Annotated in this window: 14 protein-coding genes; 4 read left to right on the forward strand and 10 right to left on the reverse strand. The window is 34.1% G+C overall.

Annotated features, from left to right (window positions below; translation table 11 throughout):
* The first annotated feature begins 509 nt into the window (after positions 1-509).
* Positions 510-1508, forward strand: a complete 999-nt coding sequence (gene dusB / locus OEA66_RS19660) for a tRNA dihydrouridine synthase DusB (protein WP_267283013.1) — start codon at positions 510-512, stop codon at positions 1506-1508.
* Between the two features lie 58 nt (positions 1509-1566).
* Here the strand turns inward: dusB and deoC are convergent, their stop codons facing one another.
* The 5 genes from deoC to OEA66_RS19685 all read right to left on the reverse strand — a co-directional run bounded on the left by deoC (position 1567) and on the right by OEA66_RS19685 (position 5961).
* Positions 1567-2313, reverse strand: coding sequence for a deoxyribose-phosphate aldolase (deoC, locus tag OEA66_RS19665; RefSeq protein ID WP_267283023.1), 747 nt, complete (start codon positions 2311-2313; stop codon positions 1567-1569).
* 2 nt (positions 2314-2315) lie between these two features.
* Positions 2316-2786 (reverse strand): Lrp/AsnC ligand binding domain-containing protein, encoded by a 471-nt coding sequence (locus tag OEA66_RS19670; RefSeq protein ID WP_267267545.1) that lies wholly within the window; start codon positions 2784-2786, stop codon positions 2316-2318.
* 15 nt (positions 2787-2801) lie between these two features.
* Complete coding sequence (locus OEA66_RS19675; RefSeq protein ID WP_267283014.1) at positions 2802-3737, reverse strand: endonuclease/exonuclease/phosphatase family protein; 936 nt, start codon at positions 3735-3737, stop codon at positions 2802-2804.
* A 290-nt stretch (positions 3738-4027) separates the two neighbouring features.
* Positions 4028-4702: a tRNA (guanosine(37)-N1)-methyltransferase TrmD gene (gene trmD / locus OEA66_RS19680; RefSeq protein WP_267267543.1), complete on the reverse strand. Its 675-nt coding sequence runs from the start codon at positions 4700-4702 to the stop codon at positions 4028-4030.
* Positions 4699-5961, reverse strand: coding sequence for an NAD(P)/FAD-dependent oxidoreductase (locus OEA66_RS19685; RefSeq protein WP_267283015.1), 1263 nt, complete (start codon positions 5959-5961; stop codon positions 4699-4701). The genes trmD and OEA66_RS19685 overlap by 4 nt, the downstream gene beginning before the upstream one ends.
* 64 nt (positions 5962-6025) lie before the next feature.
* Between OEA66_RS19685 and OEA66_RS19690 the strand changes: the two genes are divergently transcribed.
* A complete protein-coding gene (locus OEA66_RS19690; protein ID WP_267283016.1) occupies positions 6026-6889 on the forward strand; it encodes a glycoside hydrolase family 25 protein in 864 nt (287 codons plus the stop codon).
* 171 nt (positions 6890-7060) lie between these two features.
* The gene (locus OEA66_RS19695; RefSeq protein WP_267283017.1) at positions 7061-7471 is read left to right on the forward strand and encodes a hypothetical protein; all 411 of its coding nucleotides are present in this window, start codon (positions 7061-7063) and stop codon (positions 7469-7471) included.
* 77 nt (positions 7472-7548) lie between these two features.
* Here the strand turns inward: OEA66_RS19695 and gap are convergent, their stop codons facing one another.
* Both gap and pfkA read right to left on the reverse strand, forming a co-directional pair.
* Positions 7549-8553 (reverse strand): type I glyceraldehyde-3-phosphate dehydrogenase, encoded by a 1005-nt coding sequence (gap, locus tag OEA66_RS19700; RefSeq protein ID WP_267283018.1) that lies wholly within the window; start codon positions 8551-8553, stop codon positions 7549-7551.
* A gap of 34 nt (positions 8554-8587) precedes the next feature.
* A complete protein-coding gene (gene pfkA, locus OEA66_RS19705) occupies positions 8588-9574 on the reverse strand; it encodes a 6-phosphofructokinase (RefSeq protein ID WP_267283019.1) in 987 nt (328 codons plus the stop codon).
* Between the two features lie 281 nt (positions 9575-9855).
* Here pfkA and OEA66_RS19710 point away from each other — a divergent pair, with 281 nt between their 5' ends.
* On the forward strand, positions 9856-11361 hold the full coding sequence (locus tag OEA66_RS19710; RefSeq protein WP_267283020.1) for a S8 family peptidase: 1506 nt from the start codon (positions 9856-9858) through the stop codon (positions 11359-11361).
* Positions 11362-11419: 58 nt separating this feature from the next.
* Here the strand turns inward: OEA66_RS19710 and OEA66_RS19715 are convergent, their stop codons facing one another.
* The 3 genes from OEA66_RS19715 to OEA66_RS19725 form a co-directional block, all read right to left on the reverse strand.
* Positions 11420-12589 carry a carboxypeptidase-like regulatory domain-containing protein gene (locus OEA66_RS19715; RefSeq protein WP_267283021.1) on the reverse strand — a complete coding sequence of 390 codons (1170 nt, stop codon included), beginning with the start codon at positions 12587-12589 and terminating at the stop codon, positions 11420-11422.
* 58 nt (positions 12590-12647) lie between these two features.
* Positions 12648-13475, reverse strand: coding sequence for a 4,5-DOPA-extradiol-dioxygenase (gene ygiD / locus OEA66_RS19720; protein WP_267283022.1), 828 nt, complete (start codon positions 13473-13475; stop codon positions 12648-12650).
* A 111-nt stretch (positions 13476-13586) separates the two neighbouring features.
* A complete protein-coding gene (locus OEA66_RS19725) occupies positions 13587-14099 on the reverse strand; it encodes a YceI family protein (RefSeq protein ID WP_267267534.1) in 513 nt (170 codons plus the stop codon).
* Positions 14100-14320: the final 221 nt, after the last annotated feature.

Consider the following 14320-nt stretch of genomic DNA (forward strand, 5'->3'; position numbering starts at 1 on the left):
GGGAGAGTAGGTCGCCGCCAGTTTTTTTTCAAACTCCTCAGTCTTTAAGACTAGAGGAGTTTTTTTTTTTGATATATACCTAAACTCAAGGATTTGAAATTCAAGTTTGATGTTTGAAATTCCAATTTCAAGTTTGAGAACTTAAGTTTTGAAGATTATAGTTCAATAACTCATGTGTTATTGAAGATTCAAGGTTTAACATCTTTCAGCAATTATCATTCATCCTTTTGCAATTACCTGAGAATTTCTTTTAAACAGCTAACACTTTAAGTTGAATGCTCATATAATCACTCAAGATGACAAAGTTCTTAGCCCTGATCGAAGCGGTTACCCCACAGCAGGCTGTTGAAAAGATTGGCTTTAGCGGAGGAGAAGCCATGGCGCGAGGAGTAGTAGCAAAGAGCAGGATGAAGCTCCTTAAAAAAATATAGTTATCCTTCGATTATTAATAATCAGAGTAATAGATATTATAAAATTGTTTAAAGTTTGAAAATTCGTAAATTTGCAGCATGATTAAAATTGGCAATATTGAACTGCCGGAATTTCCGCTTTTGTTGGCTCCGATGGAGGATGTAAGTGATCCGCCTTTCAGACGTCTTTGTAAGATGCATGGAGCGGATTTAATGTATTCGGAATTTATTTCTTCTGAAGGACTGATTCGTGATGCTATTAAGAGCAGAAAAAAATTGGATATATTCGATTATGAAAGACCAGTTGGAATTCAGATTTTTGGTGGTGATGAAGAGGCAATGGCAATGTCTGCAAGAATTGTGGAAACAGTAAATCCTGATTTGGTAGATATCAACTTTGGGTGTCCTGTTAAGAAAGTAGTTTGTAAAGGAGCTGGAGCAGGAGTTTTGAAAGATGTCGATATGATGGTTCGTTTGACCAAAGCCGTTGTAAGTTCTACTAGTCTTCCTGTAACGGTTAAAACACGGTTGGGATGGGACAGTAATTCTATCAATATTGATGAAGTTGCTGAGCGTCTTCAAGAGACAGGAATTAAAGCTTTAACCATTCATGCAAGAACACGTGGACAAATGTATAAAGGAGAAGCAGATTGGGAACATATTTCAAGAATTAAGCAAAATCCTAATATAGAGATTCCGATTTTTGGAAACGGAGATATCGATTCACCTGAAAAAGCATTAGCTTACAAACAGAAATACGCATGTGACGGAATTATGATTGGTCGTGCTGCGATCGGCTATCCATGGATTTTTAATGAAATTAAACACTTTTTTAACACTGGAGAGAATTTATCTGCTCCTACAATTTCAGACCGTTTATTGGCGGTTCGCCAACATGCTGAATGGAGTGCTGAATGGAAAGGTGAAAAGCTTGGATTAATTGAAATGAGACAACATTATAGCAATTACTTCCGTGGAATTCCTCATTTTAAAGATTTCAGAAGAAAGTTTTTAGAAGTCTATTCTTTAGAAGAAATGGATGTTGTAATTCATGAAACTCAAGAGTTTTACACAGAATATCAAGCTCAACAAGTATAAAAATAATAAAACCCATCAAATCTTGATGGGTTTTATTATTTTTAAAAGCTTTATGTAATCAATAACCTTCAGTTGAAGACTCGTTTTTAATTAGAGATAGAGCTGAAGAAGTTCCAATCCTTTTTACGCCCAATTTAATCATCTTTTCAGCATCTTCAGGAGTTCTTACCCCACCTGCAGCTTTTATGGGAAGTTTTCTTGCATTATCAAGCATTATTTGAATTCCTTCGAAGGTTGCTCCATTTGGTTTTCCGTTTTCTGTTATGAAAAAACCTGTTGAAGATTTAACGAAAATATTTTTTAAATCTTTTGCCTCAAAATTCTCTTCCGCCCAAATTGAAATATTCTTTGTAATATCTGCAATTTGTTTATCTGTCAAAGCCGCAATTTCAATAATCCATTTTGCAATTTTATAATGCTCAATACATAATTGCGTACATCTTAAAAATTCATCTTTTACAAGCTCTAAATCCCCTTTAAGATAAGCTTCGTAATTAATTACAAAGTCAAGTTCATCTGCGCCGTCATTAATCGCTTTTGAAGCTTCATTTAGCTTTTCTTCAATAGAATATGTTCCTTCATGAAAACCAATTACTGTTCCTAATACAACATCCGAATTCTTCTCTTTTAAAAAATCTTTAATCTTAGAAATATAATCAGGACGAATCATCACAGCAAAAATATGATGATCTATGGCTTCCTGAGTTAAATCTTTCACTTTCTGCAAAGTCTCTTCTTCAGAAAGACCTGATTGTTGCGGAGTTTTTAAATAAGTTGAATCTAAATATTGTGCAATGTTCATGATAATTAAACTTTCAGTTGTCGGGAAATACCTTGTTCCAAAGATATGAAAGTTTCGGTTCTTGTTACGCCTTTCAGTTTTTGAAGTTTACTTAAAATCTGCATTAAATGATCATTATCTTTACATAAAACCTTTATGAAAATCGTGTAATTTCCTGTCGTGTAATGTGCTTCTACAACTTCATTTACTTCTTTTAAAGACTTTACAACATCGGTGTAATGACTTGGCTGATCAAGAAACATCCCGATATATGATACCACTTTATAGCCTATTTTTCTTGGATTTAAAAAAGAAATAGAATTTTCAATTACGCCTGCTTGTTCTAGTTTCTTAATTCTTTGGTGTACAGCTGTTGTAGAAATCCCTACTTGTTTAGAAATGTATGCCAATGAACTTTTAGAATTATCCATCAACATATAAATAATTTCCTTGTCTAAAGGATCTAATTCGTAAACTGTATTGTTTGTGTTTTTCATCTTAATATTTTTAACTCAATTTATTTCTTTAAAAGTCACAAAAACCGGAAAATGATCACTAAAACCGCCAAGATATCTCGTTCCGGCGTACGTTCTGAAAGGTCTTCCTTCAAAACCACGGTTTCGGGTACTTATGCTTTCAGGATTGAAAACTTTAGCCTCCTGAAAATATAATGCTGCACCAGCTTCAAAAAAAGAATCTGACAGCATGATTTGGTCAAATAATAATCCGGATTTATAATGAAAAGTAGAATATTTTTTAGATGAAAACAGCCTTTGAAAAGGGTTGTGCATAATCCTTTTCTGCGAATCGTCGTAAAGAATGTTAATTATATTTTCATCATCCGGGTTTTGATTAAAATCACCGCACAAAATGACGTGTTCTTTTTCTTTAATAATGTTTAAAATTCTGTTACGAATTTCATTCATGATAAAGTTTCGTTTAGGTTGATTAATGTCTTTTTCTCGCTTCGAGGGAAGGTGAGCTACAAAAACATTCACTAGTTCTCCTTTGCATTTTAGTTTTGCAAAAAGAACATCCCTTGTGGTGTCATAATTGTCGGGGTTGTTGTCTACAATTTCAAAAAAGAAAGTAATTGCCTCAGAATCTAAAATTTCAACTTTAGATTTGTCGTACAAAAGAGCAACATCTACTTTTCGCTCGTCAAGAGAATTATAATGTACAATTCCGTATTGTGAGCTGAAAGGATCGAGCTGTACAAGATCTTCGAGAACCTCTTTTCCCGAAATTTCACACAAGCTGATAATAGCAGGTAAAACTCCGTTTTCTTCTTTCATTAAACGAAAAACGTGTGCAATTTTTGAGAGCTTAGTTCTGTACTTTCTGTCGTCCCAGTTTCTTAATCCTGATTTTGTGGGGTCGAGTTTATGAATCTGCGGCGGATCGGGCAAAAATAAATTTTCAACATTGTAAAAAGCAAAAAGCTCCATCAACACATTTTCTAATTGTAGTACCTTAAAATTAATCTTATTATCACTTAAATATATTAAAATTTTATGTATAAAATTATATTTGAATTAAATTTATATTCAAAATCTTAAATAGTTATTACTATGACAAATAAGTCACAAATCTACAATATAAATTTTAAAAAATACACCCATTCAATGATTAAAAAATAATCCATTTAAATGTGAAATAGACGGTATAAAAATCTAATGTATGGGATTAAAAATGTAAATTTTTCAACAATAATTATTTATTGCATAAATTTTATTACTTATTCTAAAAGATCTGGACGTTTTTCTGAAGTGATTTTTAGGGCTTGCTCATGTCTCCATTCTTCTATTTTAGCAAAATTTCCACTTAAAAGAATTCTTGGAACTTCCAAACCTTTGTAAGTTTCAGGTCGTGTGTAAATCGGTGGGGAGAGTAAATCATCCTGAAAACTGTCTGTTAAAGCACTTTGTTCGTCATTTAAAACTCCAGGAACCAACCGGATAATAGAATCTGCCAAAACACAAGCCGCCAATTCACCGCCCGTCAATACGAAATCTCCGATAGAAATTTCTTTAGTGATATGTAAATCTCTCAAACGCTGATCAATTCCTTTGTAATGACCACATAAAAAGATAAGATTATTTTTAATGGAAAGCGTATTGGCAATTTTTTGGTTTAAAGTTTGTCCATCGGGCGTTAGATAGATAATTTCATCATAATCCCGTTGAGATTTTAGTTCAGAAATACATTTATCTAGTGGTTCAATCATCATTACCATTCCTGCGCCTCCTCCATAAGGTTCGTCATCAATTTGGCGGTGTTTGTTGATTGACCAGTCTCTCAACTGATGAAAATGTACTTCTACAATACCTTTATCTACTGCTCTTTTCAAAATAGAAGTTTGAAACGGACTTGCCATTAATTCTGGAAGCACGCTTATAATGTCAATTCTCATTGCTGCGTATTATTTTTTTGAGATGGCGAAATAATCAGACGTAATGAAGAATCTTTGTTAAAATAGCTCCACATCCAGTTGAAAAATATTGCCAGTTTATTTCTAACGCTCAAAATAAGCATTAAATGTAAGAACATCCAAAAATACCAGGCTAAAAATCCCTGAAATTTTATAAATGGTAAATCCACAACGGCTCTGTGTTTTCCTATTGTGGCTAAAGAACCTTGATCTTTATATTCGTATTCTACCCATTCATTTTTACTTTTCCTCAAAAAGTTTTTCCCTAAATTTTTTGCCTGATTGATGGCAACATTTGCAACTTGAGGATGTCCTTGAGGGTATTTCGGAGTTTCCATGTAGGCAATATCTCCGACTGCATAAATATTTTCGTAACCTTTTACTTTATTGAAACGGTCGACGATATATCTATTTCGAACTAAATTTTCAGAAGGGAAACCATCAATCACGTTTCCTGTAACTCCTGCAGCCCAAATCACATTGTTTGACGGGATTTCTTTTCCACTTTTCATGTAAACTTTATCGCCATCGTAATCAGTAACAACTTCACCACTAAGGAATTTCACGCCTAATTCTTTTAAATATTTCTCAGATTTTTCCTGAGCTTCGGGGCTCATAACGGCAAGAGGTTTTTCGGTAGAACTTACTAAAATAATTTCAAGATGATCAAAATTCATATAAGGATAATCGCGGGGAAGAATTTCTTTTTTCATTTCTGAAAATGCTCCGGCTAATTCTACTCCGGTTGGTCCGCTTCCGACGATAACGATATTCCAATTTCCATCGTCACTCCGGCTTTTTTCAAGAATCAATTTTTCAAATGTCATCAAAACATGATTTCTTATTCCGATGGCTTCTTGGGTATTTTTCATCCCGAAAGCTTTTCCTTCAAGATCTTTATTACCGAAAAAATTAGTTTTACAACCAGTTGCGATGATTAATTTATCATAGGTGAATTCTGCTTCGTCAGTAATGACTTTATTGTTTGCGTGATCTATAGATTTCACGTCAGTCAAACGAAACTGTGTATTTCTGGATTGCTGAAAGATTTTTCTAAACGGAAAAGATATATTGGAAGGCTCGATTCGTCCACATGCAACCTGATAAAAAAGCGGCTGAAACATATGGTGATTTACTTTGTCAAGAACAATTACTTTTTTGTTTTTATTGTTCAGCGTCTTTGCAAGCTGCAATCCGGCAAAACCACCTCCAATGATGATAATCTTTTCGCGTGTTTCCATAATATCAAATTTACTGATTTTATTTAGTATTTTATAGCTTAAAAAGTTAGTTTTGCAAAACTTAATGAGCGATAAAAAGTACACCAAAAAAACTGCCAAAAGCATCCATAAAACGAGACGGAAGAACTATTTTTTGCGTCGAAAAATTGTATTGGCAATATTGATAATTGCACTTATCGGAACAGGTTTATATCTAAAACAATCAATAAGTTACTATTACGCTTTATACTTTAATAAATTCACTCACAAGAAGCTAAAAAACAGCGAAAATGAAACTCTGAGAATTCAAAAAATTCTTGCCAATAATCTTGATAAAACTTATGGTTTTGATATTTCTCATTATCAAAATACAAAGGATATAAAATGGGATAGTTTGAGTATCGGAAATAAAACAATTCCCCTTGAATTTGTAGTGATGAGAGCAACGATGGGAAACCGAAATGCCGATAAGAATTTTGACGAATTCTGGGCTTCTGCAAAAGAGCATAATCTAATTCGAGGGGCTTATCATTTTTACAGAGCTGATGAAGATCCGGTCATTCAGGCTAATAATTTTCTTGAAAATGTAAAGCTGGAAAGTGGAGACTTGCCTCCAGTTTTAGATATTGAAAAAATTCCAAGAACAAAATCCAGCAAAAAACTGATTGAAGATTTGAAAGTCTGGTGTAAAATAGTGGAAGAAACGTATGGCGAAAAACCAATAATTTATACGTATTATCATTACTACAAAGACTTTCTAAGAGGAGAATTTGATGATTATCCGATTTGGCTTGCCAATTATAATGATGTTCCCGAACCTTCTCCCGAAGATAAGTGGCAGTTTTGGCAGTTTACAGAAAACGGAATTGTCTATGGAATTAATTCTAAAATAGATTTAAATATTTACAATGGCGGTGTTTGGTCGCTAAAAAGTTTGACATTGGATTAAATTAAATTCATAGAAATACTTAAAAATTATAGCCCTTTACAAATTTTGTGAGGGCTTTTGTTTTGTGATTTTGAAAATAACTTCTTTTTAAAATCACACAAACGGGTAATTTCATTATTTTTCTAAATTTTTAAAATTTGCTAAAGAATTAATCACTTAAAACTTTTAATTATGTTAGTAAAAAACGAAAACAACGAATTAGTCGAATTGAAAAAATATGCAGATGAAATCCTTGCAGAAGGATTAGGAGATGATGTAGTTTCGGAAGAAGATGCAGAAAATGCATTGGCTGAATTATACTTATTACAAACTCAGGAACAATCAAAAATGTTTTTGATGGAGGATGCAAATTTTACAGGATTAACCATTACTAGTATTAACAAAAGAGGACTTTGGGAAAGATTAAAAAGTATATTTTGTTCAATTGTAAAAGAAGATAGCATTATAGGTAATATTGTTGATGTTATTTTAGAAGCAGTCGCTAGTGTAATCCCATTAGGGACATTTGTTAAAAGTTTAGTGAAGAAGCTTATAAAATTCTTTTTACAAAGAGGGATTGCTAAAGTATGTACAATTGGCTAAAATTTCAATATGAAATTATTTCTAACAAAAAAACCTTCCATCCGGAAGGTTTTTCTATATCATAAAAGATTAATCAATTACAAAGAAGCCGCATGAATCAACATATCAACCAACTTGTTTGAATAACCCATTTCGTTGTCATACCAAGAAACAAGTTTTACGAAGTTTGGAGAAAGTGAAATACCAGCATCTTTATCGAAGATAGAAGTTCTCTTATCTCCTACGAAATCCTGAGAAACTACAGCATCTTCAGTGTATCCAAGAATACCTTTCAATTCACCTTCAGAAGCCGCTTTAATAACCGCACAGATTTCTTCGTAAGAAGCACCTTTTTCAAGTCTTACTGTTAAATCTACTACAGAAACATCAACAGTTGGTACTCTGAAAGACATACCTGTTAATTTTCCGTTCAAAGAAGGGATTACTTTTCCTACCGCTTTCGCAGCACCTGTAGAAGAAGGGATAATATTGTTTAGAGCAGCTCTACCACCTCTCCAGTCTTTCATTGAAGGACCGTCAACAGTTTTTTGAGTTGCAGTTGTAGCATGTACTGTTGTCATCAAACCTTCTACGATTCCGAAGTTGTCGTGAATTACTTTAGCTAGAGGAGCTAAACAGTTTGTAGTACAAGAAGCATTTGATAAGATTTTTACATCATCAGTAAGTTCTGTGTGGTTTACACCCATTACAAACATCGGAGTATCATCTTTAGAAGGAGCAGAAAGAATTACCTTTTTTGCGCCTGCTGTAATATGTTTTGCAGCACTTTCTTTATCTAAGAATAAACCAGTTGATTCTACTACGTAATCAGCACCGATTGCATCCCATTTTAGGTTACTTGGGTCTTTTTCTGCAGTAACTCTGATTTTTTTACCGTTTACCACAAGATCGTTACCTTCTACAGAAACTTCTCCCGGGAAAACTCCGTGTACAGAATCGTATTTTAACATGTAAGCCATGTATTCCGCATTGATAAGATCGTTGATTCCTACAACTTCGATGTTGCTTCTTTCTGTCATTGCTCTGAAAACAAGACGACCGATTCTACCAAAACCGTTAATACCTACTTTAATTGTTGACATAGTGTTTTACTTTTTTAAAAATTATATTAAATAGTTAGATTGCTAAAATTTCTGAAATCAGTAAAAGATCTTTATTGATTTCGTTGTGTTTTTTAATGGCCTCTTCGATTTCCGTGTAAACAATATCGTTCGAACGCATTCCTGCCATTACATTGTTTTGTCCTTCCATTAATCCTACAACTGCTCCATAACCCAGTCTGCTCGCCAAAACCCGATCTGCACAACTTGGTGAACCTCCTCTTTGGATGTGTCCTAAAATCGCTACACGAATATCATAATCCGGGAATTCTTTTTTAGTTTGTTCGGCTAATTCATAAATATTTGCCAGTTTTTCACCCTCTGCAACAACGACGATACTTGAAGCTTTTCCTGTTTTTTCGGCATTTCTGAAGTTGGCAAACAACTCATCCATGCTGTCTTTTTTCTCAGGGATCAAAATATCCAAAGCTCCTGTTGCCAAACCGCTGTTCAATGCAATAAAACCAGCATCACGACCCATTACTTCTACAAAGAAGACTCTGTTGTGAGAAGTAGCCGTGTCACGGATTTTATCAATTGCATCCATTGCTGTGTTCAAAGCGGTATCGTATCCGATTGTATTGTCAGTTCCGAAAATGTCGTTGTCAATAGTTCCGGGAACGCCAATTACTTTGATTCCGAATTCTTCGTTGAAGATTTTAGCTCCGGTAAAAGTTCCGTCACCTCCGATGCATACTAAAGCTTCAATTCCGTATTTTACGCAATTGTCATAAGCTTTTTGACGACCTTCTTTGGTTTTGAATTCCATTGAACGGGCAGATTTAAGAATTGTACCACCCTGATTGATTATATTTTTTACGGAACGAGGTCCCATTTTTAGGAAATCATCGTGAATAAGACCATTGTAGCCTTCTCTTACTCCGTAGCATTCGATATTGTAATAATTTGCAGTTCTAACGACTGCTCTTAATGCTGCATTCATACCCGGAGAATCCCCTCCTGAGGTAAGAACTGCAATTTTTTTTACAGCACTTTCTTTCATCTAGTAAAAAATTTCAAAAACAAATTTACGAAAACAAGTTCAGATAATCACAGAATCTTAGGAATAACTTTCAGTAATGGGTATTTAAGATTTCAATGAAGAAATAAGGTGAAATTCAAGATTATAAATCTTTTTTGTGCATAAGTTACATTTAAAAAACCTGAATATCTGTTGTGAATTATTTAAAACTGAAAATTAAATATCTTACTTAAAAATAAAATTTTAATATCCATATCATTAGAAATTAATATCTTGTGGTACCAAATTTTAAATATTTTATTATGAAAAAATGCGTATTCTACTTACTCACGGTTTTTGCGTTGAGTTCTTGTTCCCGAGAAGAAATTCAAACTAATTCTGTTGAAGCGGAAATTGTACAGACCGATCCATTGAATGCAAGACAAATCAACGAAAAAATTAATCAAACTACTAAAACAAAAGGGAGGTTTTCCTGGAACGAAACTTCATCACACTTTTTATGGAGCGGAATCGTTCAGGGAAATAAAATAGCATCCATAGGTTTTGGAGATTCAAAAGATGATTTCGACAGAAGTAAATCTTCTAATTCTGAGGCTTTACAGAGTGAAATTTTAGAAGTTATTCAACAATACGAAGGTAAGAAAGACAGAGTTTTATTGGCTTCTGATGAGTATTTAAATCAAATTGATGTTTATATAGAAATGCAGGAAACAGTAATTGCATTGAGAAAACTTAAATCAATTCGTTACTTCGAACCGGCAGATTACAGATATTTTGAAAATGAAAATAAAATCAATGGAACTACTGCAAAATCGAGTGGAAGTTCTTCAGGTTGCGGTCTCGAATCTACAGCTTTAAATACAGCAGATTACACCACAGTTTCTCCCAATGCAACAGCGCCGTGGTCATTTGCAAAACACAATATCACAAATGCATGGAGTTACAGTACAGGAGCAGGAATTACCATCGGATTGATTGATTCCGGAGTTTCTTTTAATCAAAGTTTATTGAGCGGAAGTTTTAATAATGGCTCTTCTTCAGGAAGAACAATCAGTAAAAATGGGGTGTATGTAGATTCTATTTGGCCTTGGAGTTCAGGTTATGATGGAGCGGATGATAAATGCGGTCACGGAACGAGTATGGCTTCAGCGATGGCAGCTCCGAGAAATAATCAGGGACAACCTGTTGGCGTTGCTTATAATGCCAATTTGATTTCTTACAGAGCAGCTTCAAATGTTGTTTTGGATGGTTATCATGAACAAGAAGGAGTGAAAATAGCCTTTACCAATCTTGGAAACACGGCAAGTGTAAAAATAATTTCAATGTCGATGGGACATATTTTCTCTGTAGGGAAAATTGAAGACGGGGTGAAATATGCTTATTCTAGAGGGAAACTAATTTTCTGCGCAGGAGGAACTTCAACAAGCTTTACAACTTTTGTAGGGGTGATTTTCCCAGCTTGGATGCCCGAAACTCAGGCTATTACAGGAGTTAAAGAAAATACTTCCAATCAGAAATGTGATGTATGTCATTCAGGAAGTGAGATCGATTTTACTTATCAAATGGAAAGAGTATCAGGGAATAATATTCCGGTTTTAAGTTATTATAACGGACAAACCGATTATGTAGGCGGTTCTTCAGTAGCAACTGCTTCTACAGCAGGAATTGCAGCTTTAGTTTGGTCTAAAAATCCTTCTTGGTCGAGAGATCAGGTTTTAAATAAAATGAGACAGTCTTCCACTTATTATCCGACGAAAAATTCAGATTATGGTTACGGAAATATCAATGTTCTACAAGCTGTGCAGTAAGTTTTAATTTGTTTTTTACATAATGAAAGCTTCCAAAAAGGAAGCTTTTTTATTGGAATTAATCGCCTAGCTGATAATCTAAAGGCAAAAGTTTTTCAATTTTATCTTTCGCAAAATCTCCTTGATTGGTTAATTGACCGGGATTTGACGTGTTTCCATTATCATAAATTTCATAAGATTGATCTTCAGGATGAAGAAATGATGTCTGATTAATGGGTATACTGCTTTTCACAAAACTGCCTTTAATTAATTCATAATAATACTTTTTAAAATTAATCTGCATCATATACTTATAATCTAAAAATAGTTTTCCGTCTGTTTTTTTTGTGTAATCAGATTCCGGGATTTGAGTTTTGGTGATGGCTATTTTGTAAGGAGGTTCGTTTCTTTTTCGGGTTCCGATATCGAGAAGATCGGCTGGAACGCTTGTAATGGTTTTTGTTTTTATAGTTTTTGCAAAATCTTTCAGCCTTTGTAGTTCTTCTTCAGTTGGATATTTTGAATTGGGATATTTTGTAATCTGATTCACGATGAAGCCTTCATTTTTTACTGTTCCCGTGAAGACTGAACGGAAAAAATGAACCTGACTTCCGTCGTACGCATTCATTCGATTGAGTTTTACTTTATCTGAATTTTTAGTTTCCTTAAAAAAGCTTGTCCCGATAAATCGTGTTGTATTTTCATCAAAACTGGCAATAAATTCTTCCAGATTGTAATCAATTGTGTAGCCCAGATTTTTATTTTCTATAATTAAAGTCTGCGGAGCTTTTACTCTTAAAATCTTATTCGATTTATCGTAAGAAAATTTTAGTGAACGTTGATTTTTAATCCTCACATTGGCTTGATCTTCACCAATAAAAGAATCTAAAAAGAATTTAATATAATTTTTATATGCTGTTTCCGTAAACGGAATGATAACCACTTCTTCAATATCTTTAGTTTTAATCAAGACCACTTTCAGCTTTTTATTTAAAACTTCCGATGTATTGATTGTAAAAGTTTCATAATTATCTTTTTTAAAAACTAAACTGTTGTTGTTTTTAGAATTAAGATTCAAAGTAAAACTTCCATCTTCCGCAGAAATGGTTCCTGTTTTGGTTCCGTCGAGATAAATATTGACATTTGCAATCGGTTTTTCGATGTCATTGATGACAGTTCCTTTTATCGTTTGTGAAAAAAGCACATAAAAAGGACAAATCATTAAGAAAAGTAATACTGTTTTTTTCATGGTAAACAATATTACTAAATTTATAGTGATAAAAAAAGTCTCTCAAAAGAAATTTAATTTATCCAATCCTCACACTCGTCATGCTCAACGAACCACCGATTAAATCATCATTAAATAAAACCAAATCTTCCGATTTACTTTTTAAACCTAAAGAATAAAGCAAAGGCAAATAATGATCGGGTGTAGGAATAGCGTAACGAATCGAAGTTCCCTGTTTATGATAGTCGATTAAATTTTGAAAATTTCCGTCCAGAAGCCAATTGTTGGTGAGTTCACGGGCTTCAATTGCCCAGTCCCAACCGGCACCAACCGTATCAATATTTCGCCAGTCAATCAATCTTAAATTATGAACAATATTTCCGCTGCCGATAATCAAAATTCCTTTTTCTCTCAGCTTATCTAGTTTTTTTGCTAAATCAAAATGATATTGCGGAGGTTTTGTATAATCAATACTCAATTGAATTACAGGAATATCTGCATTCGGATACATGTGTTTTATAACCGACCATGCTCCGTGATCAAGTCCCCAACTGTGATCTTCCTCTACCAAAACAGGTTTTAAAAGTTCTGCAGTCTCATGAGCCAGCTCAGGGTTTCCGGGAGCAGGATATTGCACATCAAACAAAGCCTGTGGAAAACCTCCAAAATCATGAATGGTTTTAGGTGTTTTCATCGCAGTTACCTTGGTTCCGTCGGTGTACCAATGTGCTGAAATACACAGAATAGCATTTGGCTTCGGAATTTCCTTCGCCATATTTCTGAAACCCAGAACGAATTGGTTTTCTTCAATGGCGTTCATCGGCGAACCGTGACCCAAAAAAAGAACAGGCATTTTCTGCGAATTCTTAAATTGACTGCTGATATTCTGTAGATCGTTAAGATTCATTTTTATTGAGATTAAAAAAGGCTCAAGGCTAAAATTCCCTGAACCTTTCTGATTTAAAAAACAATGATTTCATTATTCCACCACGTTATGGCTTAGCTGAAATCTATTTAATTATGCTTGTTTTACAAACTGCAATTCACCTGCGATTTTTACATCTTCACTTACCATTACGCCTCCTGCTTCAAGAGCTGCATTCCAGTTTAAACCAAAATCTTTTCTGTTGATTTTTCCTTCAAAAGAAAAACCAGCTTTTGTATTTCCCCAAGGATCTACGTTGATTCCACCGAACTCTACATCCAGGTTGATAGGTTTTGTAACTCCGTTTACAGTAAGATTTCCTGTAACAGAATTGTTAAGCGCATCAGATTCAAAAGTGATCGTCGGGTTAGCTTCTGCGTTGAAGAATTCTGCAGATTTTAAGTGGTTATCTCTGTCTGTGTTGTGAGTAGAGATAGAATTTACCTGAATGGTTGCTGTAGTTTTAGCATTTGTAAAAGTATCGTCATCAGCATCGATCTCAGCGTTGAAATCTGTGAAGTTTCCTTTAATATTAGAGATCATCATGTGTTTTACTTTGAAAGTAATTTCACTGTGAGCCGGGTCTAAATTCCATTTTGTAGCCATTGTATTTATTTTTTGTTGTTATTTATAGTGCAAATCTACGGCAACTATGATACCCAAAACATTGATTTAGGATAAGAAAATCATTTTAGGGTAAATTTTTACTATTTCAACGAGGAAAGTCTCATTACTGATTAACCAATTAATTATTTTTTAAGGAGCTTAATCCCGCTTTCACTACTCGCTTTTTTCTGGGATTCGGGGGGGGGACAGGCGCCCCCCCA

The sequence above is a fragment of the Chryseobacterium luquanense genome (assembly GCF_026460945.1).
GTDB lineage: Bacteria > Bacteroidota > Bacteroidia > Flavobacteriales > Weeksellaceae > Chryseobacterium > Chryseobacterium luquanense.

Coding starts and splice junctions, on each gene's coding strand:
- dusB (WP_267283013.1), top strand. CDS start 510: ATGATTAAAATTGGCAATATTGAACTGCCGGAATTTCCGCTTTTGTTG.
- OEA66_RS19670 (WP_267267545.1), bottom strand. CDS start 2,786: ATGAAAAACACAAACAATACAGTTTACGAATTAGATCCTTTAGACAAG.
- OEA66_RS19675 (WP_267283014.1), bottom strand. CDS start 3,737: ATGGAGCTTTTTGCTTTTTACAATGTTGAAAATTTATTTTTGCCCGAT.
- trmD (WP_267267543.1), bottom strand. CDS start 4,702: ATGAGAATTGACATTATAAGCGTGCTTCCAGAATTAATGGCAAGTCCG.
- OEA66_RS19685 (WP_267283015.1), bottom strand. CDS start 5,961: ATGGAAACACGCGAAAAGATTATCATCATTGGAGGTGGTTTTGCCGGA.
- OEA66_RS19690 (WP_267283016.1), top strand. CDS start 6,026: ATGAGCGATAAAAAGTACACCAAAAAAACTGCCAAAAGCATCCATAAA.
- OEA66_RS19695 (WP_267283017.1), top strand. CDS start 7,061: ATGTTAGTAAAAAACGAAAACAACGAATTAGTCGAATTGAAAAAATAT.
- gap (WP_267283018.1), bottom strand. CDS start 8,553: ATGTCAACAATTAAAGTAGGTATTAACGGTTTTGGTAGAATCGGTCGT.
- pfkA (WP_267283019.1), bottom strand. CDS start 9,574: ATGAAAGAAAGTGCTGTAAAAAAAATTGCAGTTCTTACCTCAGGAGGG.
- OEA66_RS19710 (WP_267283020.1), top strand. CDS start 9,856: ATGAAAAAATGCGTATTCTACTTACTCACGGTTTTTGCGTTGAGTTCT.
- OEA66_RS19715 (WP_267283021.1), bottom strand. CDS start 12,589: ATGAAAAAAACAGTATTACTTTTCTTAATGATTTGTCCTTTTTATGTG.
- ygiD (WP_267283022.1), bottom strand. CDS start 13,475: ATGAATCTTAACGATCTACAGAATATCAGCAGTCAATTTAAGAATTCG.
- OEA66_RS19725 (WP_267267534.1), bottom strand. CDS start 14,099: ATGGCTACAAAATGGAATTTAGACCCGGCTCACAGTGAAATTACTTTC.